The sequence below is a fragment of the Streptomyces sp. NPDC023573 genome (genome assembly GCF_055559735.1).
In genome coordinates this window covers 528,095-548,270 of the sequence record NZ_JBVHKB010000002.1, presented here as the reverse complement: position 1 = coordinate 548,270, position 20,176 = coordinate 528,095, and the positions used below count along the sequence as shown (strand labels likewise).

The 20,176-nt window shown below is 70.9% G+C and carries 18 protein-coding genes; 12 read left to right on the top strand and 6 right to left on the bottom strand.

Going from position 1 to position 20,176, the window contains the following annotated elements:
• The first annotated feature begins 117 nt into the window (after window positions 1-117).
• Window positions 118-645 (top strand): hypothetical protein, encoded by a 528-nt coding sequence (locus ACZ32T_RS09065; protein WP_467366044.1) that lies wholly within the window; start codon window positions 118-120, stop codon window positions 643-645.
• 155 nt (window positions 646-800) lie between these two features.
• Here the strand turns inward: ACZ32T_RS09065 and ACZ32T_RS09060 are convergent, their stop codons facing one another.
• The 3 genes from ACZ32T_RS09060 to ACZ32T_RS09050 all read right to left on the bottom strand — a co-directional run bounded on the left by ACZ32T_RS09060 (window position 801) and on the right by ACZ32T_RS09050 (window position 4,722).
• A complete protein-coding gene (locus ACZ32T_RS09060) occupies window positions 801-974 on the bottom strand; it encodes a hypothetical protein (protein WP_467271341.1) in 174 nt (57 codons plus the stop codon).
• 193 nt (window positions 975-1,167) lie between these two features.
• A complete protein-coding gene (gene afsR / locus ACZ32T_RS09055) occupies window positions 1,168-4,134 on the bottom strand; it encodes an SARP-family global regulator AfsR (protein WP_467271343.1) in 2,967 nt (988 codons plus the stop codon).
• Window positions 4,135-4,518: 384 nt separating this feature from the next.
• Entirely contained in the window at window positions 4,519-4,722 is a 204-nt protein-coding gene (locus tag ACZ32T_RS09050; RefSeq protein ID WP_003967102.1) for a cold-shock protein, read from the bottom strand.
• Between the two features lie 283 nt (window positions 4,723-5,005).
• On the opposite strand from ACZ32T_RS09050, the gene ACZ32T_RS09045 reads away from it, so the two are divergent.
• The 4 genes from ACZ32T_RS09045 to ACZ32T_RS09030 all read left to right on the top strand — a co-directional run bounded on the left by ACZ32T_RS09045 (window position 5,006) and on the right by ACZ32T_RS09030 (window position 9,944).
• Window positions 5,006-5,884: a menaquinone biosynthetic enzyme MqnA/MqnD family protein gene (locus ACZ32T_RS09045; RefSeq protein WP_467271345.1), complete on the top strand. Its 879-nt coding sequence runs from the start codon at window positions 5,006-5,008 to the stop codon at window positions 5,882-5,884.
• Window positions 5,885-6,343: 459 nt separating this feature from the next.
• Window positions 6,344-8,017, top strand: a complete 1,674-nt coding sequence (locus ACZ32T_RS09040) for a serine/threonine-protein kinase (RefSeq protein WP_467366042.1) — start codon at window positions 6,344-6,346, stop codon at window positions 8,015-8,017.
• Between the two features lie 72 nt (window positions 8,018-8,089).
• Complete coding sequence (mqnC, locus tag ACZ32T_RS09035; protein ID WP_467271349.1) at window positions 8,090-9,289, top strand: cyclic dehypoxanthinyl futalosine synthase; 1,200 nt, start codon at window positions 8,090-8,092, stop codon at window positions 9,287-9,289.
• A gap of 7 nt (window positions 9,290-9,296) precedes the next feature.
• Window positions 9,297-9,944, top strand: coding sequence for an imidazolonepropionase-like domain-containing protein (locus tag ACZ32T_RS09030; RefSeq protein ID WP_467366040.1), 648 nt, complete (start codon window positions 9,297-9,299; stop codon window positions 9,942-9,944).
• A 68-nt stretch (window positions 9,945-10,012) separates the two neighbouring features.
• Here the strand turns inward: ACZ32T_RS09030 and ACZ32T_RS09025 are convergent, their stop codons facing one another.
• Complete coding sequence (locus ACZ32T_RS09025) at window positions 10,013-10,954, bottom strand: DUF3152 domain-containing protein (protein ID WP_467271352.1); 942 nt, start codon at window positions 10,952-10,954, stop codon at window positions 10,013-10,015.
• A gap of 296 nt (window positions 10,955-11,250) precedes the next feature.
• Here ACZ32T_RS09025 and ACZ32T_RS09020 point away from each other — a divergent pair, with 296 nt between their 5' ends.
• On the top strand, window positions 11,251-11,943 hold the full coding sequence (locus ACZ32T_RS09020) for a demethylmenaquinone methyltransferase (protein WP_467271354.1): 693 nt from the start codon (window positions 11,251-11,253) through the stop codon (window positions 11,941-11,943).
• Between the two features lie 12 nt (window positions 11,944-11,955).
• Here the strand turns inward: ACZ32T_RS09020 and ACZ32T_RS09015 are convergent, their stop codons facing one another.
• Entirely contained in the window at window positions 11,956-12,474 is a 519-nt protein-coding gene (locus tag ACZ32T_RS09015; RefSeq protein WP_467271356.1) for a GNAT family N-acetyltransferase, read from the bottom strand.
• 97 nt (window positions 12,475-12,571) lie between these two features.
• Between ACZ32T_RS09015 and ACZ32T_RS09010 the strand changes: the two genes are divergently transcribed.
• Together ACZ32T_RS09010 and mptB are read left to right on the top strand one after the other, a co-directional pair.
• Entirely contained in the window at window positions 12,572-13,855 is a 1,284-nt protein-coding gene (locus ACZ32T_RS09010; RefSeq protein WP_467271357.1) for a geranylgeranyl reductase family protein, read from the top strand.
• 49 nt (window positions 13,856-13,904) lie between these two features.
• Window positions 13,905-15,392: a polyprenol phosphomannose-dependent alpha 1,6 mannosyltransferase MptB gene (gene mptB, locus ACZ32T_RS09005; RefSeq protein WP_467366038.1), complete on the top strand. Its 1,488-nt coding sequence runs from the start codon at window positions 13,905-13,907 to the stop codon at window positions 15,390-15,392.
• A gap of 64 nt (window positions 15,393-15,456) precedes the next feature.
• On the opposite strand, the gene ACZ32T_RS09000 is transcribed toward mptB, so the two are convergent.
• Entirely contained in the window at window positions 15,457-16,284 is an 828-nt protein-coding gene (locus ACZ32T_RS09000) for a C40 family peptidase (protein WP_467271360.1), read from the bottom strand.
• A 902-nt stretch (window positions 16,285-17,186) separates the two neighbouring features.
• Here ACZ32T_RS09000 and ACZ32T_RS08995 point away from each other — a divergent pair.
• Genes ACZ32T_RS08995 through ACZ32T_RS08980 form a run of 4 tightly spaced genes read left to right on the top strand, consistent with a single transcriptional unit; the run spans window position 17,187 to window position 20,166 of the window.
• Window positions 17,187-17,546, top strand: a complete 360-nt coding sequence (locus ACZ32T_RS08995) for an NADH-quinone oxidoreductase subunit A (protein ID WP_003992243.1) — start codon at window positions 17,187-17,189, stop codon at window positions 17,544-17,546.
• 18 nt (window positions 17,547-17,564) lie between these two features.
• The gene (locus ACZ32T_RS08990; RefSeq protein WP_014154689.1) at window positions 17,565-18,119 is read left to right on the top strand and encodes a NuoB/complex I 20 kDa subunit family protein; all 555 of its coding nucleotides are present in this window, start codon (window positions 17,565-17,567) and stop codon (window positions 18,117-18,119) included.
• A complete protein-coding gene (locus ACZ32T_RS08985; protein ID WP_467366036.1) occupies window positions 18,116-18,832 on the top strand; it encodes an NADH-quinone oxidoreductase subunit C in 717 nt (238 codons plus the stop codon). Before ACZ32T_RS08990 ends, ACZ32T_RS08985 begins: the two co-directional genes overlap by 4 nt.
• Window positions 18,832-20,166 (top strand): NADH-quinone oxidoreductase subunit D, encoded by a 1,335-nt coding sequence (locus ACZ32T_RS08980; protein WP_467271365.1) that lies wholly within the window; start codon window positions 18,832-18,834, stop codon window positions 20,164-20,166. The genes ACZ32T_RS08985 and ACZ32T_RS08980 overlap by 1 nt, the downstream gene beginning before the upstream one ends.
• Window positions 20,167-20,176 lie beyond the last annotated feature (10 nt).

Genomic DNA, 20,176 nt, shown 5'->3' with positions numbered 1-20,176 from the left:
GAGACCGTGACAGGGTCATGACGGAACCATGGGTGAGCGCCCGGGATGCTGTGCGTTACGGTGTCGCGCGGCCGTGCGACGGCCGGGAAGCCGACTACAGCAAGGGGGGCTGCGTCGATGATGCGGCGACAGATGAGGTTCGCGGCGGTACTGGTCGTGGTGGTGCTCGCGCTCACCGGGTTCTCCACGTCCAGCAGCGGCGGCAAGAGCGGGAAGAGCCGCAGCGGTGGCGGCTCGGACGGGGGCGGCTGCTCCAGCTCGAAGAAGAGCAACGGCAGCTACCACGACTACGACGACGACGACTACGACAGCTCGTCGAGTTCGTCCGGCGGCTCCACGTACGAGTCGGCCACTCCCGCCTCGGAGTCCCCCTCCCTGCGTGTCATCCGCTGCGCCCAGCCCAAGAAGGGCAAGCGCAGGGCGTACACCGCCTCGTCGGTCGAGATCCGCTCGACGACGACGGAGGCGCACACGTACGAGGTGGACGTGACGTTCCTCGACGCCAAGGGTCTGACCGTCGACACGGGCGAGGCCGACATCGATCTCGAGCCCGGCGAGAAGCAGATCATCTCGGTCCCCATGGACAGCCCGCGCTCGGTCTCCCGTGTGAAGCGCTGCCAGGTGACGACGGAGCTGCGCTACTGACGGCGCGTACGGCACGCATGCCATGGAGAGTACGGAGGAGGGCCCGAGCCGACCGGCTCGGGCCCTCCTCCGTGTACGTCCGTGTGCGCGGACATGCCGCGGCCGCGACGGCTCCCCCTCCGCGCCGCCGCGGCCGCTCCCCCGTCCCGGCGGCCTCAGCGAAGGTCGCCCCCGGTCATGTGACTGTCCAGAGTGGTGATCTCGGGCTCGCCCGTCATGTGGCTGTCCGTCGGCTTGATCGCGGGCTCGCCCGTCATGTGGCTGTCCGTCGGCTTGACGTCCCCCACCGAGTCGGCCTTCGGGACCTCGGGCTTCTTGACGTCGCTCATGTGAACTCCGTTTTCCGGTGCATGGATTGGCGGCAAAGCCCGCCCGGCTGTTCCCCCGTGGACTGCCGGGCGGGCTGTTCAGAGCCGTTCACCTTAGTGCGCGGTCCGACCGTCGAATCGTCTGCCCCCCGACGCGACGCTCCGACAGGAACCAGAGTGCAGGGCAGTGATAAACGAACGATGAACGGGGCTGTCAGCGACCGGTGGGCGCCGGAGCGGGCGACAGCAGGAGGCGGACGGCGTCCGCCTCGGGAGCCTTCAGCTGTTCGAGGGTCGACAGTGCCTCGTGCCAGCACACCTTCGCCCGGTCGACCTGCCCGATCCGCATCAGCGCCTTGCCCAGCACGGTCAGGATGTTGGCGCGCCGCCACTCACCACCTATGTGGAGAAGGACCGCGAGTGCCTGCTCGGACAAGGCCGCGGCCTCGCCGGGACGTCGGGCGTCGAGGTGGACCTCCGCCAGCCGGAAGAGCGTCATGCCCTCCCACAGCCGCTGACGGCTCTCCCGGAAGACGGCGAGCGCCTCCTGCAGTCTCTCCTGGGCTTCGTCCTGGCGGCCCGCGCGTGCGAGCGCGAGTCCGAGCGCGTACCGTCCGTTGGCCAGGCGCAGTGTGAGTCCCAGACGGTTGTAGAGAGCGACCCCTTCGCCGGCGAGCTGCACCGCGCTGTCCGTGTGACCGATGGCGAGCTGGATCCGCGAGAGGTTGCAGAGCGCGCTGGCTTCACCGGGCCGGTTCCCGTCGGCCCGGAACGCGGCGATGGTCTGCTGCAGGAGAGGCTCCGCCTCACCGAGCCGGTTCTGGTAACCCGCGATGATCCCGAGCTCGTTCGGGGCGTTGCAGTGCGTCCAGACGTCATCGATCTCCGGCGCCAGCAGCAGGGCGCGGCGCGCCTCGTCCTCCGCCTGTCCGAAGCGGCCGGCGATGCTGTGCACCTGAGCGAGGGTCGTGCGCGCACGCGCCTCGGAACGCGGATCCCGCGCCGCGACGGCGGCGTCTCTCACCGCGATGGCCGCGGACTCGAACTGGCGGGAGTTGGCGCCCGACTCCGCGAGGTCCTTGGCCGCCAGCATGAGATCGACGCCGCGCCGGACCCTCCCCGACACAGCCGCCTGCCGCGCGCAGGCCAGGAGCGAACCCGCCTCGGTGTAGAGCCAGTCCAGTGCGGTCCGCTGCTCGGCGAATCCGAGGCCGGGGTAGTCGGTGGCGTCCAGGTGATCGACCGTCCGGTCCCCCGGCCGCTCCAGCGCGTACACCCCCGCCGCCGTGGCCAGGTAGAAGTCCAGCAGCCGTGACAGCGCCAGCTCCCGTCCCGACGCCGGGTGTTCGTCGCGCTCCGCGCATGCACGCGCGTAGAGCCGCACCAGGTCGTGGTAGCGGTAGCGGCCCGGGGCGGCGGACTCCAGGAGGCTGGTGTCGACCAGGGTCTCCAGGAGGTCCTCCGCCGTGTGGGGGTCGAGGTCGAGGAGGGCGGCCGCCGCGGCGAGGGAGATGTCCGGGCCGTCCGCCAGGCCCAGGAGGCGGAAGGCGCGGGCCTGGGCCGGTTCCAGCTGGCCGTAGCCGAGCTCGAAGGTGGCCTTCACCGCGAGGTCGCCCGCCTGGAGTTCGTCGAGGCGGCGGCGTTCGTCGGCGAGCTTCGCGGCCAGGACCGACACCGTCCAGGTGCGGCGGGCGGCCAGCCGGGAGGCGGCGATGCGGATGGCCAGCGGCAGGAAGCCGCACGCGGCCACCACGTCCAGGGCCGCTTCGCGCTCCGACCGGACGCGTTCGTCGCCGACGATGCGGGTGAAGAGCTGCAGGGCCTCCTCGGGGGACATCACGTCCAGGTCCACGAGGTGCGCACCGGCCAGGTCGACCATGCGTACGCGGCTGGTGACCAGGGCCGCGCAGCCCTCCGTGCCGGGGAGCAGGGGCCGGATCTGGGCCGCGTCGTGGGCGTTGTCGAGCAGGACCAGGATGCGGCGGCCGTCCAGCGTGGAGCGGTAGAGCGCGGACCGCTCGTCCAGGGAGTCCGGGATCGCGGAGTCGGGTGTGCCCAGGGCGCGCAGGAACGCGCCGAGGACGGTCTCGGGTTCGGCGGCCCGCGCGCCCGCGCCCTGGAGGTCGACGTACAGCTGTCCGTCCGGGAAGTGCGGGCGGGCCAGGTGGGCGAGGTGCACGGCGAGGGTCGTCTTGCCGACGCCGCCGATGCCGGCGAGCGCGGAGACCGCCATCACGGAGCCCTCGGCGGTCGCCAGCCGGGCGCCCAGCTCGCGTACGAACGCGGCGCGGCCCGTGAAGTCCGGGACCGTGGCAGGGAGCTGGGCCGGGCGGACGGCGGCGGTGACGGGCGCCGGCTCGTCCTCGGGGCGGGCCAGCTCCTCGTCGGCCCGGAGGATCCGCTGCTGGAGCTGGGCGAGTTCGGGGCGCGGGTCCACGCCCAGCTCCTCCGCGAGGAGGCGGCGGGTGTCGGCGTACACCGCGAGGGCCTCGGCCTGCCGGCCGCTGCGGTAGAGCGCGACCATCAGCAGTTCGCGCAGCCGTTCGCGCAGCGGATGGGCCGCTGTGAGGGCGGTGAGTTCGGAGACCGCCGCCGCGTGGCAGCCGGCCTCCAGGTCCAGGTCCAGCCGGGTCTCGGTGAGCTGGAGGCGCCACTCCTCCAGGCTGGTCCGCTGGTTCTCCGCGTACGGGCCGGGCAGGGAGGCGAGCGCCTCGCCGTCCCAGAGTCCGAGCAGCTTGTTGATCAGGGCGCGGGCCTGACCGCGGTCCCCTCCGCCGCGTGCCTTCTCCGCCTCCGACGCCAGGTCCTGAGCCAGCGTGAGGTCGAGCGCCTCGCGCGGGACCCGGACCGCGTAGCCCCCGGACTCGCTGACCAGGGTGTCCTGGCCCAGGGTCTTGCGGAGCCGGGAGGCGTACGTCCGTACGGTGGCCAGCGCCTGGGACGGGGGGTCGTCGCCCCACAGGGCGTCGATGAGTTCGCCGGCGGTGGCGGTGCGGCCGTCGCGCAGGAGGAGGGCCGCCAGCAGGGCACGCTGCTGCGGGGACCCGGACGGCAGGAGCTCGCTGCCGCGCCAGGCGCGTACCGGGCCGAGTACGGTGAAGCGCAGTGCGGTGCCGGCCGGCCGTTCCCGTGGAGCGCGCTGCTCCGGAACGCGCACACCGGGTCCGTTGTCGCGGTCCATGATGCCCCCTGTCCTGCTTGCCCCGCCGGTCCTGCCGATCGATCCCGCTCTGCTTCATACCGTTGGTATCGCGGTCAACAGTCTGCCTTGTTATGGGCGGGCTCGTCAGTATCGGGTGGTGCTCTGCACAGGCCCTCGACAATGAATGGGGGGCGAGGAGCTGTGCGGGTGGTGAGGCCGGGTCACGGGCCGAGGGGCGGCTGGAGGTCTGTGGCCCTTTTGCCGGGGTTTCTCCCGGCACTCCGCCGTGGCCTCGAGGGTGTGACCGTCGGGACGTCGCGCCTCGAACGCGGAAAAAGGCAGGAGCCCCGTTCCTCCGCCGGAGCGGGGGAGCGGGGCTCCTTGGGTACTGCTCACTCGGCCGCGATCGGCCGACCCGGGCAACTAGGCCGGGGTGACGTTCTCAGCCTGCGGACCCTTGGGTCCCTGAGTGACGTCGAAGTTCACGACCTGGTTCTCCTCGAGGGAGCGGAACCCGGACGCGTTGATCGCGGAGTAGTGGACGAAGACATCCGGGCCGCCGCCGTCCTGGGCGATGAAGCCGAAGCCCTTTTCAGCGTTGAACCACTTGACGGTTCCGGTAGCCATAAGCCCTCCTTGGGCCAAAGGGTTGCCCTGCTCCAGAACCTGCAAACAAGTCTGAAAACTACAAAAGCCTGCGGGTTACATGCTCCGCAGGCTCTGTACTGCAAGGGAAACCAAACTGCAACTTGCGGCGAGCCTAGCACGCACTCTGCGGGGAGCGGTAGAGGGAAAGATCACTTCACCCGGATGTTTGATTGGGCCGTCGGAGAGCTGACGGACAGCCCCCGCGGAGCACTCCGGGAGCCCCGATGGTGCCGGCCGGGAGGGGCGGGTCTAGCCTCGCGATGTGGACAATTCAACCGTCTCTCCCGCAGAAGGCGACGACCGTCGCAGCAGGCCGCGCGTCGGCCACATCCAGTTCCTGAACTGCCTCCCCCTCTACTGGGGCCTGGCGCGGACCGGAACCCTGCTCGACCTGGAGCTCTCCAAGGACACCCCGGAGAGACTCAGTGAGCAGCTGGTCAGGGGGGACCTCGACATCGGTCCCGTCACCCTGGTCGAGTTCCTGCGCAACGCCGACGACCTGGTCGCCCTCCCCGACATCGCCGTCGGCTGCGACGGCCCCGTCATGTCGTGCGTGATCGTGTCCCAGCTGCCCCTGGAGCAGCTGGACGGGGCCCGGGTGGCACTCGGCTCGACCTCGCGCACCTCCGTACGGCTGGCCCAGCTGTTGCTCTCCGAGCGGTACGGCGTCGCCCCCGACTACTACACCTGCCCGCCGGACCTCGGCCTGATGATGCAGGAGGCCGACGCCGCCGTCCTCATCGGCGACGCCGCGCTGCGCGCGAACCTGCACGACGCCCCCAGGCTCGGGCTGCAGGTCCACGACCTGGGCCAGATGTGGAAGGAGTGGACGGGGCTGCCGTTCGTCTTCGCCGTCTGGGCCGCCCGCAAGGACTACCTCGCCTCGCACCCGGACTACGTGGAGAAGGTGCACGAGGCGTTCCTGGCCTCCCGCGACGTCTCGCTGGAGGAGGTCACCAAGGTGGCCGAGCAGGCCGCGCGCTGGGAGTCCTTCGACGCCGAGGTGCTGGAGCGCTACTTCACCACCCTGGACTTCCGCTTCGGCCCGGACCAGCTGGCGGGCGTGCGCGAGTTCGCCCGGCGTACCGGTCCGACGACCGGCTTCCCGGCGGACGTCAAGGTCGAGCTGCTCGGCGGCTGACCCGGGGCCCACGGGAATGGTGCGGGAGAGAAGGTGAATCCCGTACCTTCCCGGGCCTTCCCGCGTGTTCCCCGGACCTTCCCCCACGGGCCTTCCCGCGCGTTCCCGGGGCTTCCCCGCGGGCCCTCCTTCCCCGGCCGCCCTTTCCTCCCGGCGGACCCTGATGCGGGACTGCTCCATTCCGTTCCCTTGAAAGGGCGCGAATGCCCGGAGTTCTGTCGCGGAGGTCCTCTCCGAGGACGCGTGGGGGAATAGCGGACGTCCTCCGTAACGCCTTCCGGTTTCCCTCCGGTGAACCCCCGGGCGGTACGGACGAACGACGTATTCACGCCTTTCCGTGTGGCGAAATCCCTGCTTCGTGCCCATAGGGGCGATATCGGCGGAAGGGGTCTCCGTGACCGTGCGACCCCGGCCGCCTAGGCTGCCGTCCGAGTCCCGGGGACCACAGGGGGAGACCGAATGCAGCCGCTGGAAGCCGGCGAACCGCACACCATCGGCGCCTACCGGCTGCTCGGCAGGCTCGGCGCCGGCGGCATGGGCAGGGTCTATCTGGGCCGCAGCGCGGGCGGACGTACCGTCGCGGTCAAGGTCGTGCACCCCCACTTCGCGCTCGACGAGCAGTTCCGCGCGCGCTTCCGCCGCGAGGTGGACGCGGCCCGGCGCCTCGGCGCGCAGTGGACCGCCCCGGTCCTCGACGCCGACCCCGACGCGCCCGTGCCGTGGGTCGCGACCGGTTACGTGGCCGGGCCGCCGCTCTCCGACGCGGTCACCCGCCACGGCCCCCTGCCCGAATACGCGGTACGGACCCTGGGAGCCGGGCTCGGCGAGGCGCTCGACGCCGTACACGCGCACGACCTGATCCACCGTGACGTGAAGCCGTCCAACGTCCTGCTCGCCCTCGACGGCCCCCGGCTGATCGACTTCGGCATCGCCCGGGCCCTCGGCGCCACGGTCTCCCTCACCTCCACCGGCGTCTCCGTCGGCTCGCCCGGCTACATGGCGCCGGAGCAGATCCGCGGCCTGGACATCTCCGGCGCGGCCGACGTCTTCTCCCTCGGCGCGGTCCTCGCCTACGCCGCCACCGGCACCGCGCCCTTCCCCGGCGACTCCTCCGCCGTACTCCTCTACAAGGTGGTGCACGAGGAACCCGAACTCGGGGAGATGGAAGGCGAACTGCGGGAGCTGGTCGCCGGGTGCCTCGCCAAGGACCCCGCCGACCGGCCCGACCCCGCCGAACTCGCCCGCAGGCTGGCGCCCGGCGGGGCCGCCGCGCTGGTGGCGCCGGGCTGGCTGCCGGGCCCGCTGGTGCGTGAGGTCAGCGCCTCGGCGGTGGCCCTGCTGGACCTGGAACCACAGGACGCCCCGGTGCGGTCAGGGCCGGTGCCGTTCAGCAGCGCCTCGCTGGGGAGCGCGGCGCTCGGCGCCTTCGGCCCGCCGCCACCGCCTCCGCCGGCCGAGCCGCCGGCCACCGCCGGTGCGCCGGGGGAGCGGGACCCCGACGCCCGGATCGCCGTCACCGTGGACACCGGCCGGCAGCCCGGCGCGCGGCGGGGGCGGCGGCGGGTCAGCTGCACCGTCGCGCTGGCCGTCGCCGGGGCTCTCGCCGTGGTGACCGTGGGGGCCGCGATGATGGGGGACCTGTTCCCGGGCGGCGGCGGGAGCAACGACCACGGCAACGACGCCGCGGAGCCCCCGGCGTCCGGCCGGTCGCAGAAGCCGACGGACGCCGCGTCGAAGAGCCCCGCGCCCTCCACACCGGTGAGCGCGCTGCCCAAGGCGTTCGCCGGTACGTGGAAGGGCTCCGCCACCGAACGCAGCGGCGCGCCGCACGGCACGGTGACCGCGGTCTTCGTCGAGGGGAAGAAGAGCGAGGAGGTGGTCCGGCTGTCGTACAGGTTCGACGCGCTGGGAACGACCGTCGTCTGCAAGGGCATCGGCACGCTCGTCTCCGGCACGGCCACCGAGCTGAAGATCCGGGAGCGCGCCGACCCGGACGCCCGCACCGGCGCCCTGTGCACCGGGGGCGAGGCCGACCTCGTCTTCACCCTCACCTCCGACGACACCCTGCGCTACGAGTCCCACGAGGAGGCGGCGGGCACCCCGCGGGGCACCCTCAGCCGGTCCGGCGGCTGACCCCGGCAAGGGCTGGCGTACGCTGGATCGGTCCGTAGATCCGTTGAAAAACCGCCGAAAGGTGACAGCCCGGTGACCGAGAAGGCCGACCTCCAGCCCATCCTCGACCGAGCCGCCGAAGGCGGCCGGATCACTCCGGAAGAGGCCCTCGACCTGTACCGGTCGGCTCCGCTGCACGCCCTGGGATCCGCCGCGGACGCCGTGCGCCGACGCCGTTACGCCGGTACGGAGCACATCGCGACGTACATCATCGAGCGCAACATCAACTACACCAACGTCTGCGTCACGGCCTGCAAGTTCTGCGCCTTCTACGCGCCGCCCAAGGACACCGCCAAGGGCTGGTCCCGCGACCTCGACGACATCCTGCGCCGCTGCGCGGAGACGGTCGAGCTGGGCGGCACCCAGATCATGTTCCAGGGCGGCCACCACCCGGACTACGGCGTCGAGTACTACGAGGAGCACTTCTCCGCGATCAAGAAGGCGTTCCCGCAGCTGGTCATCCACTCGCTCGGCGCCTCCGAGATCGAGCACATGGCCCGCATCTCGGGCGTCTCCGCCGAGGAGGCCGTCAAGCGGATCCACGCCGCCGGACTCGACTCGTTCGCCGGCGCCGGCGCCGAACTCCTGCCCGCCCGGCCGCGCACGGCGATCGCCCCGCTCAAGGAGTCCGGCGAGCGCTGGCTGGAGATCATGGAGATCGCCCACGGCCTCGGTGTCGAGTCCACCTCCACCATGCTGATGGGCACCGGCGAGACCAACGCCGAACGCATCGAGCACCTGCGGATGATCCGTGACGTGCAGGACCGCACCGGCGGCTTCCGCGCCTTCATCCCCTACACCTACCAGCCGGAGAACAACAAGCTGAAGGGACAGACGCAGGCCACCCTCTTCGAGTACCTGCGGATGATCGCCATCGCCCGGCTCTTCCTCGACAACGTCGCCCACATCCAGGGCTCCTGGCTGACCACGGGCAAGGAGGTCGGCCAGCTCTCCCTGCACTACGGCGCGGACGACCTCGGCTCGATCATGCTGGAGGAGAACGTCGTCTCCTCGGCCGGTGCCAGGCACCGCTCCAACCGGCTCGAGATCATCGACCTGATCCGCAAGGCGGGCCGGGTACCCGCCCAGCGCGCCACGACCTACGAGCACCTGGTCGTCCACGACGACCCGGCGAACGACCCGGTCGACGAGCGCGTCGTCTCGCACATCTCGTCGACGGCGATCTCGGGCGGCACGGCGCATCCGGAGCTGAAGCTCCTGAGCGCCAACTGAGCCGACCGTGCTGACCGTTCACGCCGCGCCGCTGGTCCTTCCGGTCGGCGCGGCACCCGTCGCCGGGGGCGCGGTAGCGGTGGACGGCGGCCGGATCGCGGCCGTCGGGCCGTACGAGCGCGTCAGGGACGCGCACCCGACGGCCCGGGTCCGGCAGTGGCCGGGCGTCCTCACTCCCGGGCTGCGCCAGTGGGACTGCGTCCCCCTGCTGACCCGCCTCTACCACCCCGACCCGCGTGAGGCGGACGAGCTCGGCGGACAGCCGCTGACCGGGGCGGAGTTCGCGCGGCTGGCCGGGCGGATGGACGAGACCCGCCGGGCCGGCAGCGTACGCCGCGGGCTGCAGCGCATGCTGAGCCACGGCACCACCCATGTCGCGGGCCCGTTCGACGACCCCGCCGTACGCACCGCCGTGGCCCGTTCGGGGCTCACGGCGGTGGCCGGAGCCCCCGGTGGCCTCCCCGGCTCTCCGGACCTCGATCCGCTCGCCCGCGGAGGCGACCTCCCGGGCTCCGTGCACGCCCCGCTCGCGGTCGGGGGCCGCGCCGACCTCGCGGTCTTCGACGTGCCCGACGAGGCGGCGCTGGTGGCGGCGGGCGCCGGGACCTGCGTCGCCACGGTGCTCGGCGGACGGCTGGTCCACCGGCGGCGGTGAGGACGGCCCCGCGAGGACGGCCCGGGGAGGACGGCCCCGCGATCGCGGGAACGCCGGGCCGACGCGGTCTACGGCACGGACGGGCCGCTCAGGTAGCGGCCGTTCTCGTCGTACGGCCAGGCGTTCGACACACACCCCTTGAGGCCCTTGATCTGCTGCATCATCGCGGGGGCCGGCTTTCCGGCGCCGGGGCAGGTCTCGTGGCCGTGCCCGAGCCAGTGGCCCACCTCGTGGTTGATGATCAGCGCGCGGTACTCGGTCGCCGGACCGTCGAACGTGGGTGAACCCAGCTGCCACCGGTCCAGATTGACCATGACGTTCTTCCCGCCGCGGCAGTTGACCTCGCCCCCGGTGTTCAGCCCGTACTGCCCGCAGAGCCGGTCGGTGGTCTTCGCCGTCCCTATCTTGATCACCAGGCCGGCCGAGTCGTCGTCGACCTGGGTGAAGGTGCGGGTCCCGCCCTTGCTCCAGCCCCGTGGGTCGGCGAGTATCTCCGCCACGTCCTCGGCGGCGCTGTCCGGGTCCACACCGATGCCGTCCTCCACCTCCACCCGGTAGCGGCTGCCGGAGCCGCCGGACGAGACGCCCTCGTCGGCCACGGTGAAGGTGCCGGACCCCGACTTGGGCACCGAGTCCGGATCGACGGACTCCTCGGCGCTCGGTGAGGCCGAGGGGGACTTCGACGCCTCGGGGCTCACCAGGGCCTTCGGCGAGGCGGAAGCCTTCGGTGCGGGCGTGGCCGGCGCGGTCGTCCTGTCCGCCTCCTCGCCTGCCGCGACGGAGGCGCCGTCGTCCTGCCACGGCGGGTCGACGTAGAGGAACGCCGCGGCCGCGGCCACCGCGACCACCGCACCGGCGAAGACCGCGCGCCGTCTCCGGGCCCGTTTTCGGCGGGCCGCGGAGCGCTTGCGGGCCTGCGCGCGCGAGGGCCTGGGTCCTGGAGCGGGTGTCCCGGCCCCCCGCCGGTGGCCGTCGGCGTTCCGTATTCGATGTGTGTCGTCACTGTGCATGTTGTGGTGAGTATCCGTGGTCTCGGTGTGGCCGTCCAGGGCGGCCGATCACCCGCCCCGCACGCTGACCTGCTCATCGAGCACCGCGTGCCCGTCCGCCGTACCGCACGACGTCCAGCGGTCGCTCTCCCGTACGCGGTCCAGGAGTTGCTGGGAGTCACCGGGGCGGAAACCCCTTTCTTCTCGTCGGAAGAGACGCCGATCGAGGCGTTGCTGTTCCCGAATTCGAAAGACCGTTCCACGCGTCGCTCCACGCCGCCGCCGGATACCGGGGGCGGGACTGCTTGAATGGGAGGGTGACCCGAGCATCCCTGGACAAGCAGCCGCACGAAGTCGCCTCGATGTTCGACGACGTGGCGGCGAACTACGACCTCACCAACGACGTGCTGTCGCTCGGACAGGCGCGGCTCTGGCGCAAGGAGGTCGCCCGGGCCGTCGACGCCCGGCCGGCTCAGAAGATCCTCGACCTGGCGGCCGGCACGGCCACCTCCTCGCAGCCGTTCGCCCGGGCCGGCGCCTATGTGGTGCCCTGCGACTTCTCCATCGGGATGCTGCGCGTCGGCAAGGCGCGCCATCCGTGGATGCCGTTCACCGCGGGTGACGGCACGAGGCTCCCGTTCAAGGACGAGACCTTCGACGCCGTGACGATCTCCTTCGGACTGCGCAACATCCAGGACACCGGCGCCGCGCTCAGCGAGCTGTACCGGGTCACGAAGCGCGGCGGCCGGGTCGTGATCTGTGAGTTCTCCCAGCCGACCTGGACGCCCTTCCGGACCGTCTACACCGAATACCTGATGCGCGCGCTGCCGCCGGTGGCGCGGGCGGTGTCGTCCAACCCGGACGCCTACGTCTACCTCGCCGAGTCGATCCGCGCCTGGCCCGACCAGGCCGGCCTCGCGACACTGCTCCAGAAGGCCGGCTGGTCCAAGGTGGCCTGGCGCGATCTCACCGGGGGAGTGGTGGCGCTCCACCGGGGCGTACGCGACTGAGACCGGCCGGGTTCAGAGCTCCAGCCGGAAGCAGTACGCCTCCTGCTTCGACACCGGGGTCGTGTACGTCTCGGCCTGCCGCATGCCGAGGCGTACGGCCACCGCCACCGAGCGGGCGTTCCGCGTGTTGATCATCGCGACGACCTCCCGCACCCCCAGCGCCCGTATCCGCTCCAGCGTGGCGCGCGCGGCGGCGGTCGCGTAACCGTGTCCCCAGGCGGCCCGGCCCAGCCGCCAGCCGATCTCGATCTCGCCCACCGGCCCGAACGACTCGTGCGGCCACGGCTGGGCGCCCGTGAAGCCGAGCACCTTCCCGTCGTCGTCCAGGACCGTCCACAGACAGTGGCCGAGCTCCGCGTCATGGCGTCGCTGGCGCGCGGTCAACTCCTCGTACACGGAGTACTCCGCCGGCCGGCCGCCGTGGAACTCCATGACCTCCGGGTCGTCGAACACCCGGTGCCAGGCCAGGGCGTCCTCATCGGTGGGGACACGCAGACGGACGGACGGGGTCGTGTCAGGCACGTGCGTCATCGGGGAGCCCTTCGGGAGGTTGATCAGCAGGCACCCATAGACTGCACGGGACATGTGCCGCGCGGCACGCGAATTCGAGTCTTCGGGAGATCCGACCGTGACCGAGCCCCTCTCCGAGCACAGCGCGGACGTGATCGTCGTCGGAGCGGGCCCAGCCGGCTCCACGACCGCGTACCACCTCGCCAAGTCCGGACTCGACGTCCTCCTCCTGGAGAAGACGGCCTTCCCCCGGGAGAAGGTCTGCGGCGACGGCCTCACCCCGCGCGCCACCAAGCAGCTGGTGTCCATGGGCATCGACATCTCCGAAGAGGCCGGCTGGCTCCGCAACAAGGGCCTGCGCATCATCGGCGGCGGCGTCCGCCTCCAGCTGGACTGGCCGGACCTCGCCTCGTACCCGGACTACGGCCTGGTCCGCAAGCGCGACGACTTCGACGAGCAGCTCGCCCGCCAGGCCCAGAAGGCGGGCGCCCGGCTGTACGAGCGGTGCAACGTCGGCGAGCCGGTCAAGGACGAGCGCACCGGACGCATCACCGGCGTCCACGCCAAGCTCGGCGAGGAGAAGACCCCGGTCACCTTCCACGCCCCGCTCGTCGTCGCCGCCGACGGCAACTCCACCCGCCTCTCCCTCCACATGGGCCTGCACCGCCGCGAGGACCGTCCGATGGGCGTCGCGGTCCGTACGTACTTCACCTCGCCCCGCCACGACGACGACTACCTGGAGTCCTGGCTGGAGCTGTGGGACCGCCGCGGCGCCGAGGACCGTCTGCTGCCGGGGTACGGATGGATCTTCGGCATGGGCGACGGCACGTCCAACGTCGGCCTCGGCATCCTCAACTCCTCGTCCGCCTTCAAGGAGCTCGACTGGCGCGAGGTGCTGAAGGCGTGGTGCGCCTCCATGCCGGAGGACTGGGGCTACACCCCCGACAACATGACGACGCCGATCCGCGGCGCCGCGCTTCCCATGGCCTTCAACCGCCAGCCGCACTACACCAAGGGCCTGCTGCTCGTCGGTGACGCGGGCGGGCTCGTCAACCCGTTCAACGGCGAAGGCATCGCGTACGCCATGGAGTCGGGCCAGATCGCCGCGGACGTCATCGTCCAGGCCCACGCCCGCGCCACGCCCGCCCAGCGGGAACTGGCCCTGCAGAACTACCCGAAGACCCTCAAGGACACCTACGGCGGCTACTACACGCTGGGCCGGGCCTTCGTGAAGATGATCGGGAACCCGAAGGTCATGAAGATCGCCACGCAGCGCGGTCTGACCCACCCCGTCCTGATGAAGTTCACGCTGAAGATGCTCGCCAACCTCACCGACCCGACCGGTGGCGACGCCATGGACCGCATCATCAACGGCCTCTCGAAGGTCGCGCCGAAGGCCTGAGCGCCCGGACCGGGGGGCCGCCCGGGCCCCTGCGATAGGTTTGCGGACCATGCGGGCAACGGGGACAGGGAACGGCAGGAGACTCCGCCTGCTCGGCGCGGCGGGGGCGACGGCGGCCGTCGCGGGCGGCTGGGCCGTGGGGACGCTGCCCGCGCACGACCCGTGGGGGCTCTGGGTGCCGCACGGCACCGCCGTCACGGCGGTCGGCTACGCCCTGGCGTACGGCGGACTGACGGTGCTCGTCGTCGCCTGGTGGCTGTACGGCAGGACGGGCGCCGGTGTACGCGACAGCCTGGTCACCCTGGGATGGTGGACCGCGCCGTTCGTTGTGGCGCCGCCGCTCTACAGCGCCGACGTCTACAGCTACATCGCCCAGGGCGCGATGGTCCTCGAAGGCCATGACGTCTACGAGGTGGGGCCGTCCGTCCTGGACCCCGCCGGGCCGGGCGGGGACGCCGCCGCGAGCGTCGGCGGCCACTGGACCGACACCCCGGCGCCGTACGGCCCGTTCTTCCTCGTCCTGGCGCGGGGCGTGGCCTGGGCGACGGGCGGCACGATCGTGCCGGCCGTGCTGGGGATGCGTCTGATCGCCCTGGGCTCGCTGGTGCTGATCGTGTGGGCCCTGCGGCATCTCGCCCGGGAGCACGGCCGCGACGAGGGCGCCGCACTGTGGCTCGGGGCACTGAACCCGCTGCTGCTCATCCATGTGGTCGGGGGCGTCCACAACGACGGGCTGATGACCGGCCTCATGCTGGCCGGCGTGCTGCTCGCCCTGCGCGGACGGTGGATCGCCGGATCGGCGCTCGTCGGACTCGCCATGATGGTCAAGTCGCCCGCGGCCGTGGCGCTGCTCTTCGTCGGCGTCATGGTGGGCCGGGCGGCGAGGGGCCCGGTCGTACGGCGGGTGGCCAAGGGCCTGCTGGCGCCGGGGCTGGTCGCCGGGGCGGTCGTGGTCGGGGTGACGTTCCTCGGCGGCACGGGCTTCGGCTGGATCGGGACCCAGAGCGTCGCGGGGCGCATCCACACCGCACTGTCCGTCAGCAGCGACCTCGGCCTGGGGCTGGGCGAACTCCTGCGGCTGCTGGCCGGGACCGACCCGGATCCGGTCAAGTCCGCCGTGCAGAACCTCGGCCTGCTGGTCGCCCTTGTAGTGATCGCCCGCCTCGCGTGGCAGGCGACGACCGGGCGTACGCGACCCGTCCCCGCCCTGGGCCTGGCGCTGCTGGCCCTGGTCGCGCTCTCGCCGATGGTGCAGCCGTGGTACCTGCTGTGGGCGACGGCGGTGCTCGCCGCCACCGTGAGCGGCGGCCGGGCGGTGGCCGCGGTGACGGTGCTGTCGGCCGCGCTCGTCTACGAGACGCAGCCCAAGGGCTCGACCCCGCCGTACGGCTTCGTGCTGGCCGCCGTCGTGTGCGTGGTGGGCCTGGTCCTCCTGCGCAGGGAGGGGGCTGATGCGGCGCGCGGCCGCGTGCCGGGCCAGCGCCTCCCGGCGGGAGCCGGCGTGGAGGCGGACGTGGACATCACCCGGGCACGATGACGGGCCGTCACCCCTGGCGGAGGAGTGACGGCCCGCGGTCGTGCTCGCGTGCGGAGCTTGTGAATCAGAGAACGCGGACGGCGCCCGACGGCGGGTCGTAGTCCAGGGACTTCTGCACGACGCCGGTGCTGGAGTTCTGCGCGCCGACGAACTCGCCGCCGCCCACGTAGATCCCGACGTGGTACGCGCTGCCGGCGCCGCCCCAGTACAGGATGTCGCCGGGCTGGAGGTTGTCGAGCGAGACCTGGGTCCCGGCGGTCGACTGGCTCTGCGAGACGCGCGGCAGGTCGATGCCGACCGAGCCGAAGGCGGCCTGGACCAGGCCGGAGCAGTCCCACGAGTTCGGGCCGGTGCCGCCGGAGACGTACGCGTCACCGACCTGGGACTGCGCGAACGCGATGACGGACGCGGCGGAGCCGGTGGCGTTCGACGACGAAGAGGACGAGGAGGAGGAAGCGGACGACGAGGAGTCGGAGGCCGCGCTGAGCGTGGTGCGCTCGGCGGTGCGGGAGGCGCGCTCGGCGGCCTCCGCCTTGGCCTTGGCGGCTGCTTCGGCCTTCTTCTCGGCCTCGGCCTTGCGGACCGCCTCGGCCTTGGCCTTCTTGGCGGCCTTGGCGGCGGTTTCGGCGGCGGCGTCCTCCTGGGCCTGGGTCTCCAGGTCCAGGGCGACCGCCTGGGTTGCCTGCGCGGACGCGGCGACGGAAGTGGAGAGCCCGGCCGTGATGGTGGGCATCTCGATGGTCTGGGTCACCGGCTCGGCCTGAGCCGGACCGGCGGCACCCGCGACCGCGATGGTGCTGAGGACGCCACCGGCAACTCCTGCCCGCAGCGCCGTCTTCGAGGCACTCTGGCGGGGCTTCCGGTGGCTGGGTATGTGAGCGGTGTGGGACATGAGTACTAGCGCTATCAGGGCCGTAGGGGTCCCATCAAGAAACGTGTGTTGCGACACAGTTACGTTCGGAATCTATGAATCCGCTTGTTACGGGCCTTTATTGACGCCCTAACGGGCAAAACGGGCAGGCCGATGCACAGCTGTGATCACGGTGTTCTTTCAATACGCCCGAATTGCCCGTCGCTTACCATCCGTTCACACGGTTGGCCAAGCCCGCTTGTCTTGAAGCGTCCATGGAGTGATGCAGGTCACGGCATGAGTCTCCCGTGAGAGGCAACCGCGCGGTCGCGCGCCGCGTGAGATCCGGGGCCGGCTGCCATCTCGGGGTGGCGTGCCCCATTGGGGCGTCATGTCCGCTTCCATGGCCGCCCGTCGGTGGCCGCGCGCCCCGTCCGCCGGTGGCCGGCCGAGGGAGGGCTCCGCGGCCCCGCGCATCCGGACGCCCTGCTCCGGGCCGGCCTTCTCCGGCCGTCCGGAACTTCGTGAATGCGTGCACATTGTCCACATCGGTCCCGGAAGCCCCCCGTCCGAGTGTCCGACGCCTGAGGCCGATCCCTATATCACCACTCCGGCGTCCACCGCCAATTTGCTTGTAGGGTCCGTCGATTGATAGAGCCGCGTGCCTTTGACCAGCGGTAACGGCGCGAGATGTCACGTCTCGTAACCGCACGGCCGCTTCGCGTACGAAGATCACCGCTCATCCGACTTCATGATCGTTCGTCAGGTGGTGGAGATCACAAAGACGTTGGCGTACCCCGTGTCGCAGATCACAGGACGGCAGGCATAGGATGCGGGGCAGTCGGGCTTGTGAACTGCCTCACATGTGCACGATCTTGATGAGGTGGCGAGCCGGTCGCCCGATGCGGTCCAACGGTCAAGGACGACTGGAAGGAGCGAGGAGCGTGAATGCCTACGCGCCCATCCTCGTGCTCGGCGCCCTCGGGGCAGGGTTTGCGATCTTCTCCGTGGTCATGGCCACGCTAATCGGCCCGAAGCGGTACAACCGAGCAAAGCTCGAAGCGTACGAGTGCGGTATCGAACCCACCCCCACTCCAGCCGGAGGCGGCCGTTTCCCCATCAAGTACTACCTGACGGCGATGCTGTTCATCGTCTTCGACATCGAGATCGTCTTCCTCTATCCCTGGGCGGTCACCTTCGACGCCCTGGGGATCTTCGGGCTCGTGGAGATGCTGCTCTTCGTGCTCACCGTCTTCGTCGCCTACGCGTATGTGTGGCGCCGGGGCGGCCTGGAATGGGACTGAGGGGCTGAGGGGCACACCATGGGACTCGAAGAGAAGCTGCCGAGCGGCTTTGTTCTGACCACTGTCGAGCAGGCCGCCGGCTGGGTACGGAAGTCGTCCGTCTTCCCCGCCACCTTCGGCCTCGCCTGCTGCGCCATCGAGATGATGACGACCGGCGCCGGGCGGTACGACCTGGCCCGTTTCGGGATGGAGGTCTTCCGCGGTTCGCCGCGGCAGGCGGACCTGATGATCGTCGCCGGGCGGGTGAGCCAGAAGATGGCCCCCGTCCTGCGGCAGGTCTACGACCAGATGCCCAGCCCCAAGTGGGTCATTTCCATGGGGGTTTGCGCGTCATCAGGCGGAATGTTCAATAATTACGCCATTGTTCAGGGTGTTGATCATATTGTCCCGGTAGACATCTATCTGCCGGGATGCCCGCCGCGTCCCGAGATGCTGATCGACGCCATCCTCAAGCTCCACCAGAAGATCCAGGGCTCCAAGCTCGGGGTCAACGCGGAGGAGGCCGCCCGCGAGGCGGAGGAGGCGGCGCTCAAGGCACTTCCCCTGATCGAGATGAAGGGGCTGCTGCGATGAGCGACGAACCCAACAGCAACAGCGGCCAGGTGCCCGTCCCGCGCGACGACGCCGGTGAGGTCATCGGCGTACGCAAGGGCATGTTCGGCGCCGACAACGGCGGTGACACCTCCGGCTACGGCGGACTCGTCCGCACGGTGACCCTGCCGGGGGCCACCTCCCGTCCGTACGGCGGCTGGTTCGACGAGGTGGCGGACGAGCTGGAAGGTGCCCTGGAGGAACAGGACCTCCTCCCGGACAACGCCATCGAGAAGACGGTCGTCGACCGGGGCGAAGTCACCTTCTTCATCGCCCGCGAGCACCTGGTCCAGGTCGCCCGCACCCTGCGCGACGACCCGGCCCTGCGCTTCGAGCTCTGTACGGGCGTCAGCGGTGTCCACTACCTGGGGGACAAGGGACGCGAGCTGCACGCGGTCTACCACCTGCGCTCGCTCACCCACGGGCGGCTGATCCGCCTGGAGGTGTCGGCGCCGGACAGCGACCCGCACATCCCGTCCCTCGTCGAGGTCTACCCGGCCAACGACTGGCACGAGCGCGAGGCGTACGACTTCTTCGGGCTGGTCTTCGACGGGCACCCGGCCCTGACCCGGATCATGATGCCGGACGACTGGCAGGGCTTCCCGCAGCGCAAGGACTACCCCCTCGGCGGCATCGCCGTCGAGTACAAGGGCGCCCAGATCCCGGCTCCGGACCAGCGGAGGTCGTACAGCTGATGACCACTCCCCACGCAACTCCCCGTGCGACGCCCCGCGCCACGACCGAGGGGACTGTATATACAGTCACCGGCGGCGACTGGGACGAGGTCGTCGAGTCCGCCGCGAAGTCGGACGACGAACGCATCATCGTCAACATGGGTCCCCAGCACCCCTCCACCCACGGCGTGCTGCGGCTCATCCTGGAGATCGACGGCGAGACCGTCACCGAGGCCCGCTGCGGCATCGGCTATCTCCACACCGGCATCGAGAAGAACCTCGAATTCCGGAACTGGACGCAGGGCACCACCTTCGTCACCCGCATGGACTACCTGACGCCGTTCTTCAACGAGGCGGCGTACTGCCTCGGGGTCGAGAAGCTGCTCGGCATCGAGGACCAGATCCCGGACCGGGCCACCGTCCTGCGCGTGCTCCTGATGGAGCTCAACCGGATCTCCTCGCACCTGGTGTGCATCGCCACCGGCGGCATGGAGCTCGGCGCCACGACGATCATGATCTACGGCTTCCGGGATCGTGAACTCGTTCTCGACCTGTTCGAGCTGATCACCGGCCTGCGCATGAACCACGCGTTCATCCGCCCCGGCGGCCTCGCCCAGGACCTGCCCATGGGCGCGCTCGACCGGCTCCGCGAGTTCATCAGGACCATGAAGAAGAACCTGCCGGAGTACGACAAGCTCGCCACCGGCAACCCCATCTTCAAGGCCCGTATGCAGGACGTCGGGTACCTCGACCTGACCGGCTGCATGGCGCTCGGCGCCACCGGCCCGGTCCTCAGGTCCGCCGGACTCCCGCACGACCTGCGCAAGACCGATCCGTACTGCGGGTACGAGACGTACGACTTCGACGTGCCCACCGCGGACACCTGCGACGCCTACGGCCGCTTCCTCATCCGGCTCGAGGAGATGCGCCAGTCGCTGAGGATCGTCGAGCAGTGCCTGGAACGGCTGGAGCCAGGGCCGGTCATGGTCGCCGACAAGAAGATCGCCTGGCCCGCGCAGCTCGCGCTGGGACCCGACGGTCTCGGCAACTCGCTCGACCACATCAAGAAGATCATGGGCACCTCCATGGAGGCGCTGATCCACCACTTCAAGCTGGTGACCGAGGGCTTCCGGGTCCCCGCCGGGCAGACGTACACCGCCATAGAGTCCCCCAAGGGCGAACTCGGCGTGCACGTCGTCTCGGACGGCGGCACGCGCCCCTACCGGGTCCACTTCCGCGACCCGTCCTTCACCAATCTGCAGGCCATGGCGGCGATGTGCGAGGGCGGCCAGGTCGCCGACGTCATCGTCGCCGTCGCGTCCATCGACCCCGTGATGGGAGGCGTCGACCGGTGACCGCGTCCAA